Origin of the sequence: Kribbella sp. NPDC003557 (assembly GCF_040610805.1) — a bacterium.
GTDB lineage: Bacteria > Actinomycetota > Actinomycetes > Propionibacteriales > Kribbellaceae > Kribbella.
Window position 1 is genome coordinate 1,056,782 of sequence record NZ_JBEXMY010000002.1, and the last position, 22,862, is coordinate 1,079,643.

25 protein-coding genes, 2 tRNA genes and 1 pseudogene are annotated in these 22,862 nt (G+C 68.0%); 9 read left to right on the plus strand and 19 right to left on the minus strand.

Translation table 11 applies throughout. From position 1 onward, the window contains the following. Positions 1–15: 15 nt before the first annotated feature. The 3 genes from ABZW60_RS11035 to ABZW60_RS11045 all read right to left on the minus strand — a co-directional run bounded on the left by ABZW60_RS11035 (position 16) and on the right by ABZW60_RS11045 (position 2,304). A complete protein-coding gene (locus tag ABZW60_RS11035) occupies positions 16–627 on the minus strand; it encodes an FMN-binding negative transcriptional regulator (protein WP_355475587.1) in 612 nt (203 codons plus the stop codon). A gap of 97 nt (positions 628–724) precedes the next feature. Further along, positions 725–1,498, minus strand: a complete 774-nt coding sequence (locus ABZW60_RS11040; RefSeq protein WP_355475588.1) for an LLM class flavin-dependent oxidoreductase — start codon at positions 1,496–1,498, stop codon at positions 725–727. A 152-nt stretch (positions 1,499–1,650) separates the two neighbouring features. Further along, positions 1,651–2,304, minus strand: coding sequence for a cutinase family protein (locus ABZW60_RS11045; RefSeq protein WP_355475589.1), 654 nt, complete (start codon positions 2,302–2,304; stop codon positions 1,651–1,653). A 176-nt stretch (positions 2,305–2,480) separates the two neighbouring features. Here ABZW60_RS11045 and ABZW60_RS11050 point away from each other — a divergent pair, with 176 nt between their 5' ends. Continuing rightward, entirely contained in the window at positions 2,481–2,957 is a 477-nt protein-coding gene (locus ABZW60_RS11050) for an NUDIX hydrolase (protein WP_355475590.1), read from the plus strand. A gap of 31 nt (positions 2,958–2,988) precedes the next feature. Further along, positions 2,989–3,144, plus strand: a pseudogene (locus ABZW60_RS11055) (DUF664 domain-containing protein); the annotation flags it as partial. Between the two features lie 4 nt (positions 3,145–3,148). On the opposite strand, the gene ABZW60_RS11060 reads toward ABZW60_RS11055, so the two are convergent. Beyond that, complete coding sequence (locus ABZW60_RS11060) at positions 3,149–3,496, minus strand: nucleoside triphosphate pyrophosphohydrolase family protein (RefSeq protein WP_355475591.1); 348 nt, start codon at positions 3,494–3,496, stop codon at positions 3,149–3,151. A 19-nt stretch (positions 3,497–3,515) separates the two neighbouring features. Between ABZW60_RS11060 and ABZW60_RS11065 the strand changes: the two genes are divergently transcribed. After that, the gene (locus ABZW60_RS11065) at positions 3,516–4,181 is read left to right on the plus strand and encodes an alpha/beta hydrolase-fold protein (RefSeq protein WP_355475592.1); all 666 of its coding nucleotides are present in this window, start codon (positions 3,516–3,518) and stop codon (positions 4,179–4,181) included. On the opposite strand, the gene ABZW60_RS11070 is transcribed toward ABZW60_RS11065, so the two are convergent. Further along, entirely contained in the window at positions 4,178–4,540 is a 363-nt protein-coding gene (locus tag ABZW60_RS11070) for a VOC family protein (RefSeq protein ID WP_355475593.1), read from the minus strand. The genes ABZW60_RS11065 and ABZW60_RS11070 overlap by 4 nt on opposite strands. Before the next feature lie 87 nt (positions 4,541–4,627). Beyond that, positions 4,628–5,005 (minus strand): YciI family protein, encoded by a 378-nt coding sequence (locus tag ABZW60_RS11075; protein ID WP_355475594.1) that lies wholly within the window; start codon positions 5,003–5,005, stop codon positions 4,628–4,630. 175 nt (positions 5,006–5,180) lie between these two features. On the opposite strand from ABZW60_RS11075, the gene ABZW60_RS11080 reads away from it, so the two are divergent. Beyond that, positions 5,181–5,534 (plus strand): YciI family protein, encoded by a 354-nt coding sequence (locus tag ABZW60_RS11080; protein ID WP_355475595.1) that lies wholly within the window; start codon positions 5,181–5,183, stop codon positions 5,532–5,534. 144 nt (positions 5,535–5,678) lie between these two features. Here ABZW60_RS11080 and ABZW60_RS11085 read toward each other — a convergent pair whose 3' ends face one another. Then, positions 5,679–6,389 carry a tyrosine-protein phosphatase gene (locus ABZW60_RS11085; RefSeq protein WP_355475596.1) on the minus strand — a complete coding sequence of 237 codons (711 nt, stop codon included), beginning with the start codon at positions 6,387–6,389 and terminating at the stop codon, positions 5,679–5,681. Positions 6,390–6,911: 522 nt separating this feature from the next. Then, positions 6,912–7,265, minus strand: coding sequence for a helix-turn-helix domain-containing protein (locus tag ABZW60_RS11090; RefSeq protein ID WP_355475597.1), 354 nt, complete (start codon positions 7,263–7,265; stop codon positions 6,912–6,914). 117 nt (positions 7,266–7,382) lie between these two features. Here ABZW60_RS11090 and ABZW60_RS11095 point away from each other — a divergent pair, with 117 nt between their 5' ends. Together ABZW60_RS11095 and ABZW60_RS11100 are read left to right on the plus strand one after the other, a co-directional pair. Then, on the plus strand, positions 7,383–7,694 hold the full coding sequence (locus tag ABZW60_RS11095) for an EthD family reductase (protein ID WP_355475598.1): 312 nt from the start codon (positions 7,383–7,385) through the stop codon (positions 7,692–7,694). 312 nt (positions 7,695–8,006) lie between these two features. Beyond that, entirely contained in the window at positions 8,007–8,141 is a 135-nt protein-coding gene (locus tag ABZW60_RS11100) for a hypothetical protein (protein ID WP_355475599.1), read from the plus strand. A 1,005-nt stretch (positions 8,142–9,146) separates the two neighbouring features. Here the strand turns inward: ABZW60_RS11100 and ABZW60_RS11105 are convergent. From ABZW60_RS11105 to gyrB, 6 genes are all read right to left on the minus strand, one after another. Then, positions 9,147–9,222, minus strand: a tRNA-Ala gene (locus ABZW60_RS11105). Positions 9,223–9,231: 9 nt separating this feature from the next. After that, positions 9,232–9,360, minus strand: coding sequence for a DLW-39 family protein (locus tag ABZW60_RS11110; RefSeq protein ID WP_327641047.1), 129 nt, complete (start codon positions 9,358–9,360; stop codon positions 9,232–9,234). Positions 9,361–9,395: 35 nt separating this feature from the next. After that, positions 9,396–9,469, minus strand: a tRNA-Ile gene (locus ABZW60_RS11115). Between the two features lie 97 nt (positions 9,470–9,566). Next, positions 9,567–10,415, minus strand: coding sequence for a DUF3566 domain-containing protein (locus ABZW60_RS11120; RefSeq protein ID WP_355475600.1), 849 nt, complete (start codon positions 10,413–10,415; stop codon positions 9,567–9,569). Further along, entirely contained in the window at positions 10,415–13,072 is a 2,658-nt protein-coding gene (gene gyrA / locus ABZW60_RS11125) for a DNA gyrase subunit A (protein WP_355475601.1), read from the minus strand. Before gyrA ends, ABZW60_RS11120 begins: the two co-directional genes overlap by 1 nt. Positions 13,073–13,114: 42 nt before the next feature. Further along, entirely contained in the window at positions 13,115–15,166 is a 2,052-nt protein-coding gene (gene gyrB, locus ABZW60_RS11130) for a DNA topoisomerase (ATP-hydrolyzing) subunit B (RefSeq protein ID WP_355475602.1), read from the minus strand. 342 nt (positions 15,167–15,508) lie between these two features. On the opposite strand from gyrB, the gene ABZW60_RS11135 reads away from it, so the two are divergent. From ABZW60_RS11135 to ABZW60_RS11145, 3 genes are read left to right on the plus strand one after another with little or no spacing between them, the layout of a single operon-like run. Further along, on the plus strand, positions 15,509–16,147 hold the full coding sequence (locus tag ABZW60_RS11135; RefSeq protein WP_355475603.1) for a hypothetical protein: 639 nt from the start codon (positions 15,509–15,511) through the stop codon (positions 16,145–16,147). Continuing rightward, positions 16,144–16,752 carry a hypothetical protein gene (locus ABZW60_RS11140; RefSeq protein ID WP_355475604.1) on the plus strand — a complete coding sequence of 203 codons (609 nt, stop codon included), beginning with the start codon at positions 16,144–16,146 and terminating at the stop codon, positions 16,750–16,752. The genes ABZW60_RS11135 and ABZW60_RS11140 overlap by 4 nt, the downstream gene beginning before the upstream one ends. After that, positions 16,749–17,306 carry a hypothetical protein gene (locus tag ABZW60_RS11145; protein WP_355475605.1) on the plus strand — a complete coding sequence of 186 codons (558 nt, stop codon included), beginning with the start codon at positions 16,749–16,751 and terminating at the stop codon, positions 17,304–17,306. Before ABZW60_RS11140 ends, ABZW60_RS11145 begins: the two co-directional genes overlap by 4 nt. Positions 17,307–17,316: 10 nt before the next feature. On the opposite strand, the gene ABZW60_RS11150 is transcribed toward ABZW60_RS11145, so the two are convergent. The 5 genes from ABZW60_RS11150 to dnaN are packed head-to-tail and all read right to left on the minus strand — an operon-like array spanning position 17,317 to position 22,498. After that, entirely contained in the window at positions 17,317–18,663 is a 1,347-nt protein-coding gene (locus tag ABZW60_RS11150) for a hypothetical protein (RefSeq protein WP_355475606.1), read from the minus strand. 48 nt (positions 18,664–18,711) lie between these two features. Further along, positions 18,712–19,272: a DciA family protein gene (locus tag ABZW60_RS11155; protein WP_355475607.1), complete on the minus strand. Its 561-nt coding sequence runs from the start codon at positions 19,270–19,272 to the stop codon at positions 18,712–18,714. Beyond that, a complete protein-coding gene (gene recF / locus ABZW60_RS11160) occupies positions 19,265–20,404 on the minus strand; it encodes a DNA replication/repair protein RecF (RefSeq protein ID WP_355475609.1) in 1,140 nt (379 codons plus the stop codon). The genes ABZW60_RS11155 and recF overlap by 8 nt, the downstream gene beginning before the upstream one ends. A gap of 1 nt (position 20,405) precedes the next feature. Further along, a complete protein-coding gene (gnd, locus tag ABZW60_RS11165) occupies positions 20,406–21,326 on the minus strand; it encodes a phosphogluconate dehydrogenase (NAD(+)-dependent, decarboxylating) (RefSeq protein WP_355475611.1) in 921 nt (306 codons plus the stop codon). 26 nt (positions 21,327–21,352) lie between these two features. Beyond that, positions 21,353–22,498, minus strand: coding sequence for a DNA polymerase III subunit beta (gene dnaN / locus ABZW60_RS11170; RefSeq protein WP_355475613.1), 1,146 nt, complete (start codon positions 22,496–22,498; stop codon positions 21,353–21,355). Positions 22,499–22,862: the final 364 nt, after the last annotated feature.

Below are 22,862 nucleotides of genomic sequence, written 5' to 3' on the forward strand. Positions count from 1 at the left end.
TCAAGGTCAAACTGGTTAAGGGCGGTGGTGTTCTACGGCGGCTGCCGAGCGGTCGTCGCCGTCGGCGCGGAGGCCGGCGATCACGCCGTCGACGTCCGCGGCCGGGCGGTTCTGGCTGAGCTTGAACTTGGCCTCGACCCGCTTGATCGCGATCTCCACGCCGACGATCGCGCGCAGCTGCCCGCTGACGAACTTCGCCGGCGCGTCGTCCACCGACCACGGCTCCGCCCGCCCGGACTCGTGCCGGTCCGAGAGCCGCCGTACGACGTCCTCCACCCAGGCGGGGTCGTCGTGCACGGTCATCGTGCCGTGGACGTGAGCGGTGATGTAGTTCCAGGTCGGGACGACGCGACCGTGCTCCTGCTTGGAGGCGTACCAAGTGGGGGAGATGTAGGCGTCGGGCCCCCGCATGATCACCAGCGCGTCACCGATCACCGGGAGCTGCCAGTGCTCGTTGTTCCGCGCCAGATGCCCGAGCAACATGTGCCGCTCACGGTCGTACAGGAACGGCAACATCGTCGCCACCAGCCCATCAGGCGTCGCCGTCACCAGATCCGCCGCTCCAGCGTTGTCCAACAACCCCAGAACAGCCTCATCCTCGCCGGCAAAGTGCGCAGGAACATACATACAAGCCAGTCTCCCTACCGACGCCCCGGCCTGACAGGTCCAATCAGTGGGCCTTCGACCAACCCACTCCAGCAGGCTCGCGACCGCGGCACCGAATTCAGCTGCGGTAGGCCGTGCGTAGCTTGGCTGCTTCGTCGTAATCGTGGTGCCAGTCGCCGGTCGGCGGGAGGATGATGCGCTCGACGCCGGCGGCTTCGTAGGCGGCGAGTTGTTCGAGCGGGTCGCCGTCGAGCTGGGGCGCGACCACGGTCGCCTTCAACTGCTTGCCGTCGGCAAGTTCGTTGATCCGCTCCAGGTTGCTGCGTACCTCGTCCGGCGTCATCGCGATCGTCGCCCACCCGTCGCCGTACGCCGCCGCTCGCCGGTGCGCCCGTACGCCGTTCCCTGCCACGAAGATCGGCGGCACCTTCGCGCCGGGAGAGATCTGGTAGTCGGGGCTGGTGCCCGCGATCAGCTCCGGCAGCACGGCGAGCGCCTCGTCCGTCAGCCGCCCACGCTCACTGAACTCGACCCCGGCCGCACGCCACCCGATGTCACCGTGCGCCGGATTGCCCGTCCCGACGCCGACCACGAGGCGATCGTTGGAGACCAGCTGCAACGTGCTGATCTGCTTCGCCGCCCACGCGACCGGCCGCAACGCCAGCAGCATCACGTTGTACCCGATGGTGATCCGCTCGGTCACTGCGGCCGCCGTCGCCAGGACGACGGAGCTCTCCAGCATCGGCGCGCTCGCGATCAGATGATCCGTCGACCACACCGAGTCCAGCCCGGCCTCCTCGGCGTACCGCGCACTCGCCCGCACGTCGCCGAGGATCGGCCGCGCCGGATCCGGCGAGGACGTCGGCAGGATGACCCCGATCTCAATCGTCATACCCGGACCAACCTTGCTCCGGGTCGTCCGAATTCCCTGTCCGTGCACGGCCGTTCGACAGGAGGTGTCCGCCCGTCAGGTAGTGCACCTGGGCGCGCCGCCGCTCGCGCGTACGGCGTCTCACCGGTGCACTACCTGTCGAAAGGGCCCGGTCAGGGGATGTAGACCCCGTTGAACCACTGGCCGCGAGCGTCGTCGGTGTACACGTCGACGTTGAAGTTGTAGTTGCCGTGCCTGCCTTCCCACAGGTATCCGGGCAGGCCCGACGCCGCGTTGGCGTCGCAGATGATGTCGTCGGTGCACAGCGTCAGCGTCGGGATGTCGCCGAAGAAGTTGTCGGCACCGGCCAACGGCGCTCCGACGACCGGGGCAACCAGCGGGTGTGCGGCGGCGCCGGCCGAGCCGGGACCCGCGGCGCGCTTGGGATCGGCGATCAGCACCGCGTTGACGTTGTCGATCGTCTGCCAGTTCTCCGTCACCCAGGTGTGCACGACCGCGGCGCCGAGCGAGAACCCGACGGCCTTCACGTGCTGGTCGGGGCAGGCGTTGCGGTGATCGCGGATCAGCCGGTTCAGCTCGTTGACACCTTGCCGCGCGTTGTAGCCGATCGGCTGGGCCGGGTACCCGACGCGCTGGCTGATGTTGCCCTGCCAGTACGGCGCGTTGGAGTCGTTGTCACCGGTCCCGCCGACCACGATCGTGTACGTCCCAGCACAGTCGGCCGCCTGCGCCGCGGGCGCTGCCACGAGGTACACCCCACCGGCCGCCACCACCAGCCCGGCCACCAGAGCCGCAAGTTTCCGCATTCATCCTCCTCGGTCTTGATTGCTCAAAGTGATCGTATGATCACCAAGGGTCGACGATAAGCGTGCCTGATCACATCCCCATGACGCACGCGAATGCGGCCAGCGCTTGGCCGCATGCGTCCACCCCGAGGCTGCGATTGCCCGAGGCAACCTGTTGCGCGGGTTAAGGTCCGGGGATGAGTCGACGGGTGGCGGCGTACGCGGTGTGTGTTGAGGGCGGGCGCGTGCTGCTGGCGCGGTATGTCTCGCCGTACGGCGACGGGAGCTGGTGGACGCTGCCGGGCGGTGGTGTCGAGCCGGGGGAGGATCCGTTCGACACGGTGACCCGCGAGGTGGCCGAGGAGACCGGGTACGAGTCGGTCGTCGAGCAACTGCTGGGGGTCGACTCGCGCATCGTTCCAGCCGCCGTACGCCGTCGTCCCGGGCCCGACGACCACCAGAACATCGGCATCTTCTACGCCGTCCGCATCACCGCCGGCACCACCCGCCCCGAACCCAACGGCGAAACCGCCGAATCCGTCTGGACCCCGCTCACCGACATCCCAACCCTCCGCCGCGCCGCCCTCGTCGACATCGGCACAGCCCTCTCCCACACCCGCCCACCCACCGGCCACGTCCCACCCGTCCAGGCCGGCGGCCTGATCGAGCACTAACCATGGTGAAGTCGGAGGTGGGCGTGAGACGACGCTAGGTGTGGTGTTGATCAGGATGGTTGCGGAGACGTCGCAGCACGCTGGGCATGCCGACATCCTTCGCGAACAGCTTGACGGCGCGTCCTCGGCCTTCTGGGAGGAGCGGAGGGCTCAGGTCCAGGCGGCCGCTGACGTCTTCCGTTTCTGAGAGGTCAGCGCTGGTCGCCGTCGCCGCCGAGTACGCCGCGGGCTGCGCGGTCGGTGAGTTTGGTGATGTTTTGTTCGGCGACGTCCTCGAGGCGGATGCCGAGCCTGGTGCACAGCTCGGACAAGTACCAGAGCACGTCGCCCAGCTCGAGTGTCAGCGCCTGACGGTCGGCGTCGGTGATCACGCCCTGGCGGTCGCGGAAGATCTTCTTCACCTTGCCGGCGACCTCGCCCGCCTCGTTCACCAGCCCCAGCGTCGGGTACACGATCGGGTGATCGGTCGCGACCACCCCGCCGGTCCGCGACGCCGCCTCCTGGTAGCCGCTGAAGTCGAACGCACCCAGATCAGTCACCCGCGTCAGTCTGCCAGGCGTGGAATACTCGCTGGGCATGAACGAGCTCGTCACCGAGATGTTCGAGTACGACGGTGGCCGCCAGGCCGCCGTGTACCTGCCGTCGGATCCGCCCGAGGCCGTCGTGTACGCGGGTGACGGCCAGCTGATCTCCCAGTGGGGCAGCGATCTCGAGCAGGCCGACGTACCGCCGACGATGGTGGTCGGCGTGTACCGCACCGACGACCCGGACGAGATGGCGCGGATCGAGGAGTACTCGCCGTCGTTCAACCCGGAGCTGTTCGCGGCGCACGAAAAGTTCTTCGTCGAGGACGTCCGCGAATGGGTGCGATCCCGCTTCGGCGTCGCCTTGCCGGCCGAACGGACCGCGGTGTTCGGCGTGTCCGCGAGCGCCGAACTCGCGCTCGCGATGGGCGTACGCCACCCCGACATCTACGGCTCGGTCTTCGCCGCCTCACCCGGCGGCGGGTACCAGCCGCCGGACGTCATGCCCAGCCCGCTCCCGCGCGCGTACCTGGTGGCCGGCACCGAAGAGCCGTGGTTCATGGAGAACGCCGCCCGCTGGGCAGACGCCCTCCGCGATGCCGATGCGGACGTCGTACTCACCGAACGCCCCGGCAACCACGGCGACCCTTTCTGGCAGGCCGAGTTCCCGCGGATGGCAGCCTGGGCGTTCAGCCGCTAAGCGTCCTTGTGCCCGTTGACGTTGATCAGATTGCCGTCGGGCGCGCGGACGAAGAAGCGCCGGATCCCCCACGGCTCGGTGGTCAGCGGATACACGATCTCGAAGCCGCGCCGCTGCGCCTCGGCGTACGCCTCCTCGATGTCGTCGCCCACGGCAACCGAAATCACCGAGTCCGCCGGCGCCGTCGCATCACGGGTGACCAGCTGTACGGCGGCCCGCCCGTCGGGCGACTCGAATCTGGCCACCCAGTCCAGCTCGGTCAGCCCCTCGTCGCTGAGCCCGAGGTAGTCGACGTAGAAGCTGCGCGCTTCGTCGATGTCCGGCACCGACAGATTCGCCATCAGACGCGTGACCCGCACGAAGGTCTCCTTCCCTCGGCAGCCAGTCTGTTGCGTCTCACGGGACCAGTCCAGGGGTGGGTCAGCGGCAGACCCACCCCGCGCGCGTCACGCCGTCTCGGTCGGATGGTTGTGGCGCTCGCTGCCTGGGAAGCGGTGGACCTCCTGCGGCCAGTCCAGCGCGACGGCGAGTCGGCCGGCCCAGTATCGGGCGGTCTCGTCGTCAGACACGCTGACGACGCAGAAGCCGCCCAGGTGCTCCTTGGTCTCGACGTACGGCCCGTCGCTGAAGATCGGCTCGCCGTCCTTCGCCTCCACGCTGCAGATCGCGGTCGAGGCGTCGATACCACCGTCGCTGAACACGAAGACCCCAGCAGCCTCCATCTCCGCGATCACCGCCCGCCCCGCGGCGCTCTTCGCCCGCAGTTGCTCACCCGTGTGCTCAGGCACCCACTCGTCGTTGAACGAGATCAAGTACTGCGCCACAGCCGTCTCCTCTCAGTCCGGCGACCCGACCAGCCGCCACACCAACACCACGAACACGGACCCCGCGATCCGACACGTCCGAGAAGGTTTCCTACTTCTCTGTCGGATTCGCCGGGCTCCGTTCGTAGCGTAGGTGGAGGCGGACACCGGGTCCGCTCGAGCCAAGGGAGCAGGCATGCCCGAGTACCTCATCTACTTCAACCAGCAATGGGTCGGCGACCACCCCGAGGAGTGGTACCACGGCCGCGGGGACCGTGCCCGGGCCGTGACGGAGGAGATGAAGGCCGCCGGCGTGTATGTCTTCGCCGGCGGACTGGAGGAAGAGGACGGCCCGATCTACAGCGCCGACCCGACCAGCGGCGAGGTTCTCGTCACCGACGGACCGTACGTCGAGACCAAGGAGTACCTGGGCGGGTTCGCCCTGGTGAGCGTCGCCGACGACGAAGCCGCCAAGCTGTGGGCCGCCAAGGTAGCCGAAGCCTGCGGCTGGCCCCACGAAATCCGCCGCTTCAAGCCCCGCCGCCTCTAAGCCAAGTAACGCCGCCCGGCCGGGCGTCAGCTTGGCCACGGGGAACGCCGCGTCTGGGCCCGCTCGTTGTGACCGTCGCTGACCGCTGCGGACCGTGATCGGCCCTGGCTCGGGGCACGCGGAGGGCACGTACCGGCCCTACTGTCAGGTCCGTCGCTCGATGAGTCGGGCTCTTAGCGCGTCGACCTGGTTGTCGCTCAGACCTCCGTGACGAAGGTACGGCTCAACCCCGCCATACCTGTCTTCGAGGTGCTTGAGTGCTGCGAGCATCGTTTCTGGCCGGGCGGTGAAGGACTCAGCTACCTGGCTCCGCTCGGTGGGATCGTTGATCAGGAGCAACTGCTCGTCGAGGTGGTCGCGCATGCGGTCGTCCAGGACGGCGTAGTCGGCCGCGACGGCTTCAGTCGGTACGCCTGCGAGGCTCAGGGCCAGTGCGACCACGGTCCCGGCACGATCCTTTCCGGCGTGGCAATGGACGACGACTCCACCGGGCGGCGCGTCCGCGATCGCCCCGACCGCGGCGGCGAACAGCTCGGGGTGGAGGTCGAGCATCGCCACATATTGCTGGTCGATGCTCTGCGCCGGATCGTACGGATCGTCTGCGTCGTAAAGCGGCATGTTCCGGTAGAGAGGCTCGGTCGCGAACGGGGAAGGGTCTCCTTCGCACTCTGAGGGCGTGCGCACGTCGATGATGCGGCTCACGGAGGCCCGCCGTACCGCTTGAACCCCGGCCGCCGTCAACCGCGAAAGGTTGTCGGAACGGATCAACGCACCGGCACCGATCTGTCGCCCGTCACTCGTGGGGAGACCACCGAGATCACGAACGTTGAGGCAGTCGGGCCACGTGAGGCGCATAGGTCCGGTCACAGTGTGTTTGAACCTCCTTGGTCCGCCAGACGAGCACGGAGTCGTCAGCCACCGGGGCACGAGTCTGCACCGTTGGACGCCGAAACATCAGTCTTGAAGTTGCGGCCCGAAGCTGAAAAGAATGGATTGGGAGGACTTGCTGTTTCCGCTTGAGCATTCCGCGGCCTGGCACCGCCAAAGACAGAAGACCTAGTAGGGCTCTCGGGTTCCAGATAGCCGGGGAGCACCGGGCTCCAGGCCGACGCGGGCTACCCGAGTGGCCAAGCTGATCGCGTCGTACCATCCGCACCGCAGGAAAGCGTCGAGTAGTGCGGCTCGTCCAGCACCTCAGGAGCGGACCGGCAGAGCCGGTCGTCGACATCGCCGGCATCGTGCAACGCGTCAGCGCGCGATCAGCGGCTGGTCGCGCGGTGGCGTGCCGCACGCGTCGCCGACTGACACTCGGGTGATGGCGTTATCCGCGCCATGCCGCTTACCTTCTCTCAACCGACACTCCACCTGACGCGACCGCTAGTGGGCGTCTTCGGAATCGGTGGTGGAGAGGGTGTCGGCCCAGTCTGCGGACCATCGGGCTAGTGGGCGCAGGGCGCGGTGGGCGGCGTGGCCCAGGTCGGTGAGGGCGTAGGTGGTGTCCGGGTGCTGTTCGACGAGGGCGGCGTCGAGCAGTTCGGTCAGCCGTTGGCGCAGGACGCTGGAGGACATGTTGTCGCAGCGCTGCTGCAACGCGCGGAAGCCGACCGGCCCGTCTTGCAGTTCCCAGACGATCCGCAGGTTCCACCTCCGGCCGAACAGGTCGAGGGCGGCCATCAGTGGCCGGCCGGTGCTCGACCCTCGGACCGCGCGTCCCGGCCTCGGTGCCGCCATGTCAAACCCCCTTGCCGCTTCGATATCCGACACACTATCGTGCGATCCATCGATTCGATTTCCGAAGCGCGTTGGAAGGAGCTTCGTGAGGCGATCGCGAGCTGATCGGAGAGTGTTGTGCACAAGCTGATGGTTCTGTATCCCGAGCCCACCGATCCCGACCACTTCCGCGACTACTACGTGAGCAACCATCTCCCACTGGTCAGGCGCATGCCGGGCCTGCTCGCGTGGCGCTACAGCTTCGAGGTGGCAGCCACGCAGGGACAGACGCCGTACTTCGCGGTCTTCGAGGCCGAGTTCGCCGACGCTGCGGCAATGACCGCGGCGCGGGAGTCTCCGCAGGGCCGGCAGGTGGCTGCCGATGTCGCCAATTACGCCACCGGTGGTGTGGTCGTCATCCACTATCCGATGCACAACGGAACCCGCTGAACCTGCCGGAACGTCGATTTGTCCACAGGGTTTGTCACAGCAGTGGAGAACCCAGCCCAACGGTGGCGCCAGCCGAGAATCGCGCTCTGAGCTTCAGGAAAGCGGTGGTGGAGACGAGGGGACTTGAACCCCTAACCCCTGCCTTGCAAAGGCGGTTGTGGTGCTCACGCTGCCCTGAGCGTGGGATCGATGAGCGGGGCCTTGACCGGTTCAACCCCCTGAGTGACCGGTCGGGCCCATTGGTGCGCCCTTGTTAGGGCACGTGGAGGGCACGCCTTCCTCGGACAGATTCCGCTTGAGCCGCCTTCGTGCATGTACGTCGTGTTGCCCGAGTGCGGCAAGCTCATCAAGGCGTCCGGCCCGAGCGAGGAGATCCATGTGCCAGAGGTGGGCGTCATGGAGCGTGGCGTCGGAGCTGTAGCACTCCGCGACAACGCTCACGGCTGATATCGCACGGTCCCAGTCGCTTTTCTCCTCGGCCTCGCGAGCGATCTCATCCCACCTCATGACGACATCTTCGCCGCTGCTGTCTCGACAGGTCTACAGCTGCGCCGATCGCCGACCCGACCTGGCCATGACGCCTCGGGGGAGCCGACCTCGTGGAGCCTGCGTCAGACTGACATGGTGCCGACCGCCACACCTGCTCCGTCCCCCTAATGAGTGGGTAACAGGGTTCCGGGCGGCTGTTGACGTCTTCCCGTCCCTTGGCCGCCCAGGCCTTCTATCAGGCCGAGGCTACTGACGCCCGGGACCCGTTCGCAGCACTGATCCGGTTCGGCACGTCGGTCGAGTTGGCGGCTCGCCGGCCGGGAGTGTTGGTCGTGGTTTGAGCCCGCCCGCACGGTCGATACCTCGTTCACCGGGAGCCTCCGAGCTCTGATCCGCAGACCGGGGGCATGGGGGTTGCTGGGATCGCGAACGGCTCATCGGAGGGAGGACCGCAGAGTCTCGTCATTAGGGCGCCGCGCGTTCTCGCCAGGGTCCGAACCGGACCGAATGCCGGGCTAGAAGGAGGTGCACGCAGGTGAAGATGTACTGCGGATCGACTGGGCCGAAGGCCCCCACGACATCGCGTTGATCGACGAGTCCGCTCAGCTGATCGCGAAGAAGCGCATCGGCGAAACCGTGGCCGGGTTCGCCGAACTCACCGACATGTTCGCTGCGGTCGGCGACTCCGCCCTAGACCCCGATCGCGGTCGCGATCGAGACCCCACGCGGTCTGCTGGTCGCGGCCCTGCGCGCGACCGGGCGGCCGATCTATCCGATCAACCCGATGGCGGTCGCCCGCTACCGGGAACGGCACACAGTCAGCTGGGATGCCCGGCTGCGGGAGGCTCGCCCCCAGGTCGACAAGGACACGTTGGGGCACGCGGAGGGCACGCAGACCCTCAACGATGCAAAGGAGAACGGCGGCGCGAGCGGCGAATCACGCCCTGACCTGCATGAACGGCTTGGTGGAGACGAGGGGACTTGAACCCCTAACCCCTGCCTTGCAAAGGCAGTGCTCTGCCAGTTGAGCTACGCCCCCGTGGGGTGGTCAGTGGCCCGGGGTTACCGGGTCGGCGACCTCGGCCCAGAGGTCCTTCTCGGCGCGGGACTGCTGGGTCTTCTTGTAGACGAAGTATCCACCGACGCCGGCCAGCAGCACCAGCAAGATCTTTCGCAGCACTGGGACTCCTTGGGTCGGACTTCGAACAAAAGTGGGCCTAACTGGACTTGAACCAGTGACCTCTGCCTTATCAGGGCAGCGCTCTAACCGTCTGAGCTATAGGCCCGCGAACCGCGGTGTCGAACCCGGGAGAGATTACCGCACCAAGTGCCCTACTCCCAAACCGGTTCCGGCCGGGCCTCATCGGGCCCGGCCGTCGCTGGTCAGTCCTCCGACGCGAGGGTGACTTCGAGGCCGCCGAGAAGCGTGGCGGCGATGTTGTACAGGAAGGATCCGAGGGTCGCGAGCGCCGTGATGATCAGCACGTCCGCGCACGCCAGCAGCGTGGTGAACCCCATCACCTTGCCGGTGTTGATGTAGTTCTCGACCCGGAACGGCTCGCCGGCCGGCGTCCCGAGGACTTCCTGGACGGTCGAGTTGATGTTGTCGAACACGCCGGCCGCGCCGATCGCGGACCAGACGATGAAGACCGCCACCCAGGTGACGATGCCGAACGCGATCGCCAGCAGGAACGCCGTCTTCATCACCGACCACGGGTCGATGCGGGACATCCGCAGCCGCGCCTTCCGCGTCTGCGGGCGACTGGAGGTCTTCGCCTCCTTGGCGTCCTTCGCGGCGAGCCGACCCTGCCGGGCCTCGTCCCGCTCGGTCTTGGCGTCCTTGACCGAGGCAGCCTTGTCCAGCACCGCCTGACGCGCCGCGTTCATCCGGTCACCGAGCGACTCGGTCTTGGCCTCGCCCCCGCCGTACGGCGCCGCGCCGGCGGGTGTGGCCGTCGAAGGCGGCGACCACGGCTCCGGGCGGCCCGGCGTACTCGGCGCCGGCTGCTGCGGGCGCACCGGGTTGCCCCCGGGAGCGGCCGGTCGCGCCTGCGGGCGGTACTCGGACGGTCGCTGACCGTTCGGCGCACCTGTCCTCGGCTGGCCGTTGGAACGACCGTTGGAGGCCGGGTTGGCCGGGGCGGCAGACGGCTTCCCGCCCGGCGCCGTGCGCTGGGAGTTGGAGCTGTCGGCCGCACCTTCAGGCCATGTCGGCCTCGCGCGGTTGGTCATCAGTCACCCTCCTGGCCGGCTTCGTCGCTTTCGACGGTAGCCGCGCCGTCCACGTCCGTCGAACGCTCGTCATCATTCTGGACGCTCTCAGAGGTGGATTCGGTTGTCGATCCGTCCACATTCTGGGCATCAGACGGTTCTGTACCCGCTTCCGCGCCCTCCGACTCCTCCAGAGCCACGGTCAGATCGGTGTTCCGGGCGATCGCGACCACCGCGTCGGACTCGCCGACCCCGGCGAACCGGACGCCCATCGTGTCGCGGCCCTTGACCGGGACGCTGTCGACGCGGCTGCGGACGACCTGGCCGCTGGCCTTGATCGCCAGCACCTGGTCCTCGTCGACGACGATGATCGCGCCGACCAGCGAGCCGCGCTCGTCGTTCAGCTTGACCGCCTTGATGCCGAGCCCGCCGCGGCCCTGCTGCCGGTACTCCGACACCTTCGAGCGCTTGGCGTACCCGGCGTCGGTCACCGTGAAGACGAACTGCGTGTCCTCGTCCGCCCCGGCCCGGATCACCGACATCGACAGCAGCTCGTCGCCGGCGCGGAACTTCATGCCGGTGACGCCGGAGGTGGCCCGGCCCATCGGCCGCAGCTGCTCGTCGTTCGCGGTGAAGCGGATCGACTGGCCCTTGCGGGACACCAGCAGCAGGTCGTCCTCGGCGGTGGCCAGGTCGGCGCCGATCAGCTCGTCGTCCTCCTCGCGGAAGTTGACCGCGATGATGCCGCTCTGCCGGGCCGAGTCGTAGTCGGTCAGCGCCGTCTTCTTGACCAGGCCCTTCTTGGTCGCGAGCACGAGGTAGTCGGACTGCTGGTAGTCCCGCAGCGTCAGGACCTGGGCGATCTCCTCGTCCGGCTGGAACGACAGCAGGCCGGCGACGTGCGAGCCCTTGGCGTCGCGCGCGGACTCGGGCAGCTGCCACACCTTGGCCCGGTACACGCGGCCCTTGGTGGTGAAGAACAGCATCCAGTGGTGGTTCGTGGTGGCGAAGAAGTGGCTGATCTCGTCCTCGGCCCGCAACTGCGCACCCCGGACACCCTTACCGCCGCGGTTCTGCGTGCGGTACAGGTCGGTCTTGGTCCGCTTCGCGTAGCCGCCGCGGGTAATCGTGACGACCACGTCCTCGTCCGGCACCAGGTCCTGCACGGACAGGTCGCCGTCGGCCGCGATGATCTCGGTTCGCCGCTCGTCGCCGTACTTCTCCACGATCTCGCCGAGCTCGTCCTTGACGATCGTGCGCTGCCGCTCGGGGCTGGCCAGGATGTCCTCGAGGTCGGCGATGATCGCCTCGAGCTCCTGCAACCGCTCGATGATCTTCTGCCGCTCCAGGGCCGCCAGCCGGCGCAGCTGCATGTCCAGGATGGCCTGCGCCTGGATCTCGTCGATGTCGAGCAGCTGGATCAGGCCGGTGCGCGCCTCGTCCACGTCGGGGCTGCGCCGGATCAGCGCGATCACCTCGTCGAGGGCGTCCAGCGCCTTCACGTACCCGCGGTAGATGTGCGCGTTCTTCTCCGCCTCGCGCAGGCGGAAGCGGGTGCGCCGCTGGATGACCTCGATCTGGTGGTCGATCCAGTGGCTGATGAACAGGTTCACGCTGAGCGTGCGCGGGACGCCGTCGACGAGCGCCAGCATGTTGCAGCCGAAGGTGTCCTGCAGCTGGGTGTGCTTGTAGAGGTTGTTCAGCACGACGCGCGGCTGGGCGTCGCGCTTCAGCACGATGACGAGCCGCTGACCGGTCCGCGACGAGCTGTCGTCGCGGATGTCGGCGATGCCGTTCACCCTGCCGGTGTTCACCAGCTCGGCGATCTTCTGCGCCAGGTTGTCCGGGTTCACCATGTACGGCAGCTCGGTGACGACCAGGCTGGTGCGGCCCTTGGCGTCCTCCTCGATGTCGACGACCGCGCGCATCGTGACCGAGCCGCGGCCGGTGCGGTACGCGTCGTCGATGCCCTTGTAGCCGACGATCAGCGCGCCGTTCGGGAAGTCCGGGCCCTTGATGTGCTGCAGGCAGGCCTCGAGCAGCTCCTCCTGCGTCGCGTCCGGGTGCTCCAGCGCCCAGTCGACCGCGGCCGCGACCTCGCGCAGGTTGTGCGGCGGGATCTGCGTCGCCATGCCGACCGCGATCCCCGACGAGCCGTTGACCAGCAGGTTCGGGAAGCGGGCCGGCAGGATCACCGGCTCCTGCGACTTGCCGTCGTAGTTCGCCCGGAAGTCGACGGTCTCCTGGTCGATGTCGCGGACCATCTCCATCGCCAGCGGCGCCATCCGGCACTCGGTGTACCGCATGGCGGCCGCCGGGTCGTTACCGGGCGAGCCGAAGTTGCCCTGGCCCTGGATCAGCGGCGCGCGCATCACCCACGGCTGCGCGAGCCGGACCAGGGTGTCGTAGATCGCCGAGTCGCCGTGCGGGTGGTACTGACCCATGACGTCACCGACGACGCGGGAGCACTTGTTGAACCCGCGGTCCGGCCGGTAGCCGCCGTCGTACATCGCGTAGAGGATCCGGCGGTGCACCGGCTTCAGCCCGTCGCGGACCTCCGGCAGCGCGCGGCCGACGATGACGGCCATCGCGTAGTCGAGGTACGACTGCTGCATCTCGGTCTGCAGGTCGAGCGGCTCGACCCGGTCGTGGCCCGGCGAGGTGGGGGTCTCGGTCATGAAAAAGTCCCGTTCAGATCAGTACGTCGGTGTGTGGCGAGATCAGATGTCGAGGAAACGGACGTCCTTGGCGTTGCGCTGGATGAAACTGCGCCGTGCCTCGATGTCGTCGCCCATCAGCGTCTGGAACGTCTCGTCGGCGCGCACCGCGTCGTCGAGGGTGATCTGCAGCAGCACCCGGTTGGCCGGGTCCATCGTGGTCTCCCACAGCTCGTTCGCGTTCATCTCGCCCAGACCCTTGTAGCGCTGGATCGGGTTCTCCTTGGGCAGCTTCTTACCGGCCTCGGCGCCGGCCTCGAGCAGCCCGTCGCGCTCCCGGTCGGTGTAGGCCAGCTCGTGCGGCTGGTTGCTCCACCGGATCTTGTACAGCGGCGGCTGCGCGGCGTACACGTGCCCGCGCTCGATCAGCGGCCGCATGAAGCGGAACAGCAGGGTCAGCAGCAGGGTCCGGATGTGCTGGCCGTCGACGTCGGCGTCGGCCATGATCACGATCTTGTGGTACCGGAGCTTGTCCTCGTCGAAGTCCTCGTGGATGCCGGTGCCGAGCGCCGAGATGATCGCCTGGACCTCGTTGTTCTGCAGGACCTTGTCGATCCGGGCCTTCTCGACGTTCAGGATCTTGCCGCGGATCGGCAGGATGGCCTGGAACTTGGGGTCCCGGCCGCCCTTCGCGGAGCCGCCCGCCGAGTCACCCTCGACGATGTAGACCTCGCACTCCTCCGGGTTGGTCGACTGGCAGTCGGCCAACTTGCCGGGCAGACCGCCGCCGCCGAGCAGGCCCTTGCGGTTGCGGGCCAGGTCGCGCGCCTTGCGGGCCGCGATCCGGGCGCTGGCCGCGGCCGTCGCCTTGCGGATGATCTCCCGGCCCTCGGCCGGGTTCTGCTCGAACCAGGCGCCGAGCCGGTCGTTCACGACCCGCTGGACGAAGCCCTTCACCTCGGTGTTGCCGAGCTTGGTCTTGGTCTGGCCCTCGAACTGCGGCTCGGCGAGCTTGACCGAGATGATCGCGGTCAGGCCTTCCCGGATGTCGTCACCGGTGAGCCTGTCCTCTTTCTTCTTGATCATCCCCTGGTCCTCGCCGAAGCCGTTGACCAGCGAGGTGAGCGCGGCCCGGAAGCCCTCTTCGTGGGTGCCGCCCTCGTGGGTGTTGATCGCGTTCGCGAAGGTGTGCACGGACTCCTGGAAAGAGCCGCTCCACTGCAGCGCGACCTCAAGGCTCATGGTGTCGTCGGCGGCGGCCGCCTCGAACGAGATGACGTCGCGGTGCACGGTCTCGCGGATCCCGGTCAGGTACTTCACGTAGTCGACCAGGCCGTCGTCGTACTTGAACGACTGCTCCAGCGGCTTGCCGTCCTCGTCGAGGTGGTCGGGACGCTCGTCCCGGATCACCAGCTCGAGGCCCTTGTTCAGGAACGCGTACTCGCGGAAGCGGGTGGCCAGCGTCTCGTACGAGTACGTCGTGGTCTCGAAGACGTCCGGGTTGGCCCAGAACGTCACCGTCGTACCGTTCGAGTCCGACGTACCGACCTCGGCGAGGTCCGCGTCCGGGACGCCCATCGTGAAGGATTGTGTGTAGAGCTTGCCCTTCAGCTTCACGTCGACGCGGAGCGTGCTGGACAGCGCGTTCACGACCGAGACGCCGACGCCGTGCAGACCACCCGACACCTTGTAACCGCCGCCGCCGAACTTGCCGCCGGCGTGCAGCACGGTCAGCACGACCGTGACGGCCGGCTTGCCCTCGGACTCGACGATGTCGACCGGGATGCCGCGGCCGTTGTCCTCGACGCTGACGCCGCCGTCGGCGAGCAGCGTGACGACGATCTTGTCGCCGTACCCCGCCATCGCCTCGTCGACCGCGTTGTCGACCACCTCGGTGACCAGGTGGTGCAGACCGCGCTCACCGGTGGACCCGATGTACATACCGGGACGCTTCCGGACCGCGTCCAGCCCCTCCAGGACCTGGATCGCGCTCGCGTCGTACTCACGTTCCACGACCGTCGACGGGATCGCGTCCAGGTCGGGGGCGGAGGTATCACTGGGGCCGATGGGGTCGGCGGACTGGTTGGCGTCGATCTCGATCGGCTCGTCGGTCACCGGTGGTTGTCCTCCTCGGACCCCGCGTTCGCGAGGCATCGCGGCACAGTTGAGCCGCCCTCCACGGTGATGGCAGAGGTGCGGCTCGCTCTACACGGTCCATTCTACCCGTCGACCGAAGCAGAACCTGCCACCAGCCGCCTGAAACTCATGCCAGGGCGTCTTTTCTCCCTCATTCCCATGTCCCCTCTCGCGGGAGGGGGGCCAGAAAGCGCTCACGGCCTCTCAGTGGCCTCCGGGTGTTTCGCCACTGACGGTTCCGGCGCCCACTGGTCCAGACCGCACAGTCCGGTCGGGGAGCGTATGCCCGGCGCGCACCCACCGCCCTCTAGGATCGCAGCCGTGGAAAGTCTCGACGAGGTCATCGATGCGATGATCGCCGACCGGGTGATTCACCGGCACCGGCGCATCTGGTTGCTCCTGATCGCCCTCGTCGTGGTGGCGGCGCTGGTCGTGCTGGCCACCGGCGGCTGGAAAGAGAAGAAGGGCCGCACGGTCCCGACCCTGGACGCCCCGGCGACGGTCACGGCCGGCCGGTTCGAGTTCAACTTCACCAAGGCCGAGATCATCCGGAAGCCCAAGGGTGAGTACAGCGACGCCGAGACCATCCTCCGGGTCTACTTCACCGCGAAGAACATCGACTCCGAGGAGTTCACCAGCGAGTCGATCCAGGGCGATCTGCTCAGGTTCGTCCCGGGTGGAGGCCAGGACCTGATCAAGTCCAACGGCGGTGCCTGCCGCGGCGACAACCTCAACTGGGTGCTGGTCTACGGGCTCCCGCCGGAGGAATGCAGTACGAAGTTCGACGTCGATCCGGACTTCGCCGCCGACGTCGTCGAGATCGGTGTCCTGCAGGAGCACTACGACAGCGACAACGGGGCCCTCGGCGTGAACGAGAAGCCGTACTGGCACAACGAGGACCCGGCCGCCGTCGTCCGGCTGAAGCCGACCGTTGTGATCGACGACGGGAAGAACAAGTGAAGCTCTACCGCCCCGCTACCATCTTGGTCGGCCTGCTGTTCATCCTGATCGGCGGAGTGGCCCGGCTGGCCGGCCCCGACCAGGTGTACGGCGACGACTCGAACCTGAAGGTCGTGCACGGCACCATCGGCGAGGCCCTTCCGTACGCGGGCAGCGGGTCGACGGTCAAGGTGACCCGGATCAAGTTCGCCCGCAAGATCCTCAGCGGGGACGCGGGCACCGACGACAAGCCGATCGACACCAACGGCATCTTCGTCGCGGTCGAGTGGGACACGGTCCGCGGCGTGAAGGACCCCGAATCGTTCACGCCGACGCTGATCACCGACGGCGACAGCGTATACGAGAAGGTCAGCGACCCGAACGAGAGTGAGATGAACTTCCCCGATGCCGGCTTCGCCTGCACCGGGGCCATCGTCTTCGAGGTCAACCCGACCGACCTGAAGGGCCTCACCCTGAGACTCAAGCCGAGCATGTTCTGGAACGTGTACAACTCCGAGGTCCGCGTCGACCTGGGCATCCCGACCGAGGACATCGCCCAGCAGATGGTCGACCACGCCGACGAGCAGTACGTCGTCAACGACTCGGTCACCCGGGTGGCGTCGTGAACCTCGCGGGCCGGGTGAGCCGGCTGGTCGTGCAGGCGTCGCTGCTGGTCGGCCTGCTGGGCGTCGGGTCGTTCACGATGCTGCACCCGTACCTGAGCGACGACGAGCAGCTCTACAAGCAGGGCCGGATCGACGAGGTCGTCAACCAGGGCCCGGTCACGGTTCAGAGCATCGAGTGGAAGCTGGACTCGCTGCAGGCCTACACCGCGATCCTGAACGAGGACGGCGAGGCGATCGAGCTCGACGCCCCGGCCGGGTCCGTCTTCATGCTGGCCACGCTGACCGTGACCCCGCGGAAGGGGCTCATGCTCAAGGACCAGGGCTTCAGCTGTGACGCGCTGCTGCGCGACAGCAAGGGCAACACCTGGGACGACACGCTGGCGACCGGATACCCGCTGCCGACGTTCTGCGGTGACGACGACCATCCGTTCACGATGGACAAGCCGGCCAAGATCGCGAAGGTCTACATCGTCCCGAAGAGTGTCGTCCCCAACCTGGTCGGCCTGACCGTCGAGGACTTCTACATCCACCGACGGGTCCTGATCACTCCCTGACGGGCAGCGGTCAGACGGTCGCGGGGGCGGGCTCCTTGATCTCCTTCGGCGCCTTGGCCTGGGCGATCGCCGCGGCCTCGGCCCGGCGCTCGTTGCCGACCGAGATGCACAGGTCGAACGCGGCGGCCAGGAGCGCGATCCGCAGCGGCTCGAAGAGCAGCCCCTGGATCAGGCTCGCGATCTCGTGGTTCATCAGGCCCCAGTACGACGCGTGGATGCCGAGCATCCGCTGGAAGGCGACGAACGCCCAGTCGTTGCCGAGCAGCCAGAACGTGTAGACCAGACAGACCACACCGAGGAACACCGGGCCGACCCGGACCAGCAGCCGGAACGCGTTGATCGCGGGGTAGAACTTCTCCCGGACACCGGCCAGCAGCAGGTCCGGCGCCTTGTAGGTCAGGCCGACAATCCGGCCCCGCTGCGGCGCCTCCTCCGCCTCGGTCTGCGCGCCGAGCCGGCGCTCCAGCCGCGTCCCGCGGAAGACACCGCCGCTGGACAGCACCCGGTGGCCGAAGACGACCGTGGTGATCGCAAGCCACGTCAGCGGCTCGGCGATGCCCAGCTTGAACATCGGCCAGAGGGTCTCCCACAGGAATCCCCAGAGGAACTCGATACCGGCCGGGATCGGGATGTGGATCTTGTCGAAGAAGCCCTTGACGCCGTCCCACCAGTCCAGCGACCAGTACCAGAAGCTGCGGTCCTTGAACCACTCCTTGCCCTCGTCGATCGCGTACGGCGTGATCACGAAGGTGAGCAGCACGAAGAAGGCCTCGGCCCAGACCTGCGTCAGCTTGACCGGGCGGCTCGGCCAGCGGTCGTCGACGGACTGCAGGACCCGGCGCAGCACCAGCAGGATGGCAAGCGCGGGCAGGTAGTTGTGCCAGCTGTGGATTCCCACCTTGAAGAACCCCGAGCCGGGCTGCAGTCCGTTCTGCACCAGGTACGTCGCGCTCAGCTGGCTGACCTGGCGGTCGAAGAAGCCCCAGGCGGACCAGACCGCGACCAACGGCAGCAGCGTGACGGCCAGCAACTCGAGCAGCCCGCGCTGCGTCGGGTCGGACGTTTCCTCGGCCTCGTCGCTCGCCGCGTCCCGCCAGCGGTACAGCGACATCGCGCAGGTGCGGATCATGCCGACGGCAGCGACGATCTGGAGCAGCACGCCGACCGCGAACAGGCCGGTGCCGAGACTGGAGTGCAGATGCTCGGCCAGCCAGATCGCGCCCTGCGAGCACACCGTGAAGCCGACGAACCCGGCCACCCACCAGGTGGTCATGGGCAGGAGGTTCTTCCACCAGAGCCGGAACGTATCTCCGATCAGGTGGACCATCTCGCGAAAGCCGTCGACGAGCGTGCGCATCGCGCCTGATCCTAGGGGAGGGCCGGGTCCTCCCAGCAACTCAGTCCGTCATCCGTAGGTATCGCGGGGGCCGCGGCCGCCTCGGATGGTGCGGGGGCCCTTGCGCCAGGTATAGGTGTTGGGGCCGAGGACCTTGACCTGTGAGACCGTGCCTTCGCCGAGTTCGGCGTTCAGGCGGAAGAGCAGTTGCGGGACGAGCAGGTCCAGTTGGACCTTCCACGCGGTCGACGACGTACGGACGGTCAGGACGGTGTCGTCGTACGACTCCGGTTTGCAGTGTTCGGCCATCTCCGGGCCGACGATCGACGGCCAGCGTGCCATCACGCCGTGGACGGCGACGTCGACCTCCCAGCCCTGGTCGCGCATCAGCCGGCCGAGCGTGTTGGTCAGCTGCTGGGGATCGCGGTCGTCGGGGCGGGCGCTGCTGATCTGCGCGCCGAGGCGGGGACGGCGGCGGCGCTTGACCGGCTTGATGCCGCCCTTCGCCGCCTGCTGCTTGAGCCGCGCCGCCAGCGACTTGGCCAGCTCCAGGCCCTGCTTGTCGTGCTCGGCTTCGATCGCTGCGTCGCTCTCGGAGCCGCTCTCAGAGGAATCCGGGGGTTCAGGCACGCTGAACGACCCCCTCACCCACCTCGAAGCGCGCTCCACTGAGCTCGGCAGGCACGTCCGCGCCGACCGCTGCGGTCACCAGCACCTGCTCGGCCGGCGCCACCAGCTCGGCCAGCCGGTCCCGGCGCTGCGAGTCGAGCTCGGCGAACACATCGTCGAGGATCAGCACCGGTTCACCCCCGTCCGCGCGCAGCAGGTCGTACGACGCCAGTCGCAGCGCGAGCGCGAACGACCACGACTCACCGTGACTCGCGTACCCCTTCGCGGGCAAGTCCCCGAGCCCGAGCAGTACGTCGTCGCGGTGCGGACCCACCAGTGACACGCCACGGTCGAGCTCGTCCTGCCGCTTGTCCCGCACCGCCGCCAGCAGCACCTCCTCGAGCTGCTCCCGGGACGCCACGCCGGGCTCGAGCAGCACCGACGACTTGTACTCGAGCCGCGCGTCACCCTTGCCGCGGGCAACAGCGTCGTACGCCGTCGAGACCAGCGGCCGCAGCGCCTCCAGCAGCTCCAGGCGGGTGGCCAGCAGCTCGGAGCCGGTCCGGGCGAGATGCGAGTCCCAGACCTCGAGCGTCCGGAGCTGTCCCTCGGCGGCGCTCGTACGGTTCTGCCGGCGGGCCTGCGACGCGCTCCGCAGCAGCGAGTTGCGCTGCTTGAGCACCCGATCGTAGTCCTGCCGTACCCCGGCGATCCGCGGTGCGCGCAGCGTCAGCAGCTCGTCGAGGAACCGCCGGCGCTCGGACGGATCGCCCTTCACCAGGGCGAGGTCCTCCGGCGCGAACAGCACCGTGCGCAGCAGCCCGAGCACTTCCCGTGGCCGCGGCACCGGCGACCGGTTGATCCGGGCCCGATTCGCCTTCCCCGGATTGATCTCCAGCTCGACCACCACGTCGCGGTCGTACTGGCTGCGGATCTCCGTCCGCACGATCGCCCGGGTGGCGCCGGCCCGCACCAGCGGTGCGTCGTTCGCCACCCGGTGCGACCCGAGTGTCGCGGTGTAGTGGATCGCCTCGACCAGGTTGGTCTTGCCGTGGCCGTTCGGCCCGACGAAGGCCGTCACGCCCGGAGCGAGCTGGACCTCCGCCTGCTGGTAGGACCGGAAGTCGATCAGACCCAGGGCGGTGACGTACACCTCAGTTCTTGGGCGGGGTCGCGTACGACGGATCGGCGGCCTCGGCACCCTTCACCGCGTGTCCGCCGAACTGGTTGCGCATCGCGGCGATCGCCTTCATCGCCGGCGAGTCCTCCTGGCGGGAGGCGAACCGCGCGAACAGCGCGGCCGAGATGGCCGGCATCGGTACGGCGTGGTCGATCGCGGCCTCGACGGTCCAGCGGCCCTCGCCGGAGTCGTCGGCGTACCCACGGATCTTGGCCAGGTGGCTGTCGTCCTTCAGCGAGGCGACCAGCAGGTCGAGCAGCCAGGACCGGATCACGGTGCCCTCGCGCCAGGACTCGAACGCCTCCGGCACGTTCTCCACGACGTCCGCGGCCTCGAGCAGCTCGTAGCCCTCGGCGTACGCCTGCATGATCCCGTACTCGATGCCGTTGTGGACCATCTTCGAGAAGTGCCCGGCGCCGACCTTGCCGGCGTGCACGAAGCCGAACTCGCCCTCGGGCTTCAGCGCCTCGAAGATCGGCATCACCTGCTCGACGGTCTCCTTGTCGCCGCCGCACATCAGTGCGTAGCCGTTCTCCAGGCCCCAGACGCCGCCGGACACACCGCAGTCGACGAAGCGGATGCCCTTCTCGGCGAGCTGCGCGGCCCGGCGGGTGTCGTCGGTCCAGCGGCTGTTGCCGCCGTCGATCACGATGTCGCCGGGGGAGAGCAGCTCGGCCAGCTCGGTGACGACCGGGTCGATCGCCTGCACCGGGACCATGATCCAGACCACCTTGGGCTGGTCGGAGGCGGTGAGCTTGCCGACCATGCCGGCCAGGTCCTTGGCGTCGGAGATGTCCTGGTTGTGATCGAACCCGACCACCGTGTGACCGGCGTTCCGGATCCGCTGGCGCATGTTGCCGCCCATCTTGCCGAGACCGACAAGGCCGAGCTCCATCGTGAATCCCCTTGTTCTGTTGGTGTTCAGCTGTTCAGGCGGACCGGCATCAGCACGTAGCGGAACTCGCTGATCGGATCGCCGTCGAAGTCCGTCACACCGGTCAGTTCGGCCGGCTTCGTCGCCTGCGTGAACGCCAGGTGCGCGACCGGCGTACCGATCGCGCCGAGACCGTCGAGCAGGTACGTCGGGTTGAAGCCTACGGTCACCGGATCGCCGACCACCCGGGCCTCGAGCGACTCCGACGCCTGCGCCTCGTCGCCGCTGCCCGCGTCCAGGGTCACGCTGTCCTCCTCGAAGGTCAGCCGGACCGGAGCGTTGCGCTCCGCGACCAGTGCGACGCGCTTCACGGCCTCGACCAGGGTCGCGGTGTCGATCCGCACCCGGGTCGCGATCGCCGCGTCGGTCGGGATGATGCCGCGCACCTTCGGGAACTCGCCGTCCAGCAACCGGGTGGTGGCGCGCCGGTTGCCACCGGACACCTCGCCCTCGAAGCCGACGATGCCGTCACCGGTGCCCGGAGCGGCCAGCGACACGATGACGTCGGAGCCGGTCATCGCCTTGGCGGTCTCGGACAGCACCCGGGCCGGCACCAGCGCGGCCGCGGACGCGTCGGGGGACTGCGGGTTCCACTCGAGCTCGCGGATCGCCAGCCGGTAGCGGTCGGTGGCCAGCAGCGAGATCGTGGAGCCCTCGATCTCGACCCGGACACCGGTCAGCACCGGCAGGGTGTCCTCGCGGCCGGCGGCGGTCACCACCTGGGAGACGGCCTGGGCGAAGACGTCGGCCTTGACCGTCCCGCTGGCGGCCGGGAGCTCCGGCAGAGCCGGATATTCCTCTGTGGGAAGCGTCTGCAGCGTGAACCGCGAGCTGCCACAGGTGACCTGTGCCTTCGCGCCGTCCACGGCGACGTCCACAGGCTGGTTCGGAAGGCTCTTGGAGATGTCGGCAACGAGCCGGCCGGAGATCAGGCACTTCCCCGAGTCGGCCACCTGCGCGGGCACCGTGACCCGCACCGACGTCTCGTAGTCGAAGCCGGACAGGGTGATCTGCCCGTCCTCGGCTTCGACGAGAAGGCCGGCAAGGATCGGGACGCTGGGACGACTGGGCAAACTGCGCGCGGCCCAGGCCACCGACTCGGCCAGTACGTCGCGCTCGACGCGAAACTTCACCGCTGGGTGCCTCCTGATTCGGCTGTGTGCCAGGCAGATCCTGCCACGGACAAGTGTGCTGTGCGCCCATCGGGCCTGACGTGGCGCTTCGGGCGGGTCGCGTCGGCGTCGTTCCAATACTGCTCCGGGTGCTTCCGAGAACAGCCTGACAGGTCCCGCAAGGCGGCGCGAGATCGGGGTTTTCCCCAGATCGGGCCGCTCGATCGTTTTGTGGCCTTCGAGCTCTCTACAGATTCCATAGTGTTCTTCGCACCGGTGGATACTGTGGAAAAGCGGCGACTTCCCAGGTCAGAGGCCGAATCGGGCTGGGGACGCCGTGTGGACGACGCCCGCTTGTGCTGAGGACGACGGTGGACGGCGAAAT

Coding starts and splice junctions, on each gene's coding strand:
- ABZW60_RS11035 (WP_355475587.1), bottom strand. CDS start 627: ATGTATGTTCCTGCGCACTTTGCCGGCGAGGATGAGGCTGTTCTGGGG.
- ABZW60_RS11040 (WP_355475588.1), bottom strand. CDS start 1,498: ATGACGATTGAGATCGGGGTCATCCTGCCGACGTCCTCGCCGGATCCG.
- ABZW60_RS11045 (WP_355475589.1), bottom strand. CDS start 2,304: ATGCGGAAACTTGCGGCTCTGGTGGCCGGGCTGGTGGTGGCGGCCGGT.
- ABZW60_RS11050 (WP_355475590.1), top strand. CDS start 2,481: ATGAGTCGACGGGTGGCGGCGTACGCGGTGTGTGTTGAGGGCGGGCGC.
- ABZW60_RS11080 (WP_355475595.1), top strand. CDS start 5,181: ATGCCCGAGTACCTCATCTACTTCAACCAGCAATGGGTCGGCGACCAC.
- ABZW60_RS11085 (WP_355475596.1), bottom strand. CDS start 6,389: ATGCGCCTCACGTGGCCCGACTGCCTCAACGTTCGTGATCTCGGTGGT.
- ABZW60_RS11090 (WP_355475597.1), bottom strand. CDS start 7,265: ATGGCGGCACCGAGGCCGGGACGCGCGGTCCGAGGGTCGAGCACCGGC.
- ABZW60_RS11100 (WP_355475599.1), top strand. CDS start 8,007: ATGTACGTCGTGTTGCCCGAGTGCGGCAAGCTCATCAAGGCGTCCGGC.
- ABZW60_RS11120 (WP_355475600.1), bottom strand. CDS start 10,415: ATGACCAACCGCGCGAGGCCGACATGGCCTGAAGGTGCGGCCGACAGC.
- gyrA (WP_355475601.1), bottom strand. CDS start 13,072: ATGACCGAGACCCCCACCTCGCCGGGCCACGACCGGGTCGAGCCGCTC.
- ABZW60_RS11150 (WP_355475606.1), bottom strand. CDS start 18,663: ATGCGCACGCTCGTCGACGGCTTTCGCGAGATGGTCCACCTGATCGGA.
- gnd (WP_355475611.1), bottom strand. CDS start 21,326: ATGGAGCTCGGCCTTGTCGGTCTCGGCAAGATGGGCGGCAACATGCGC.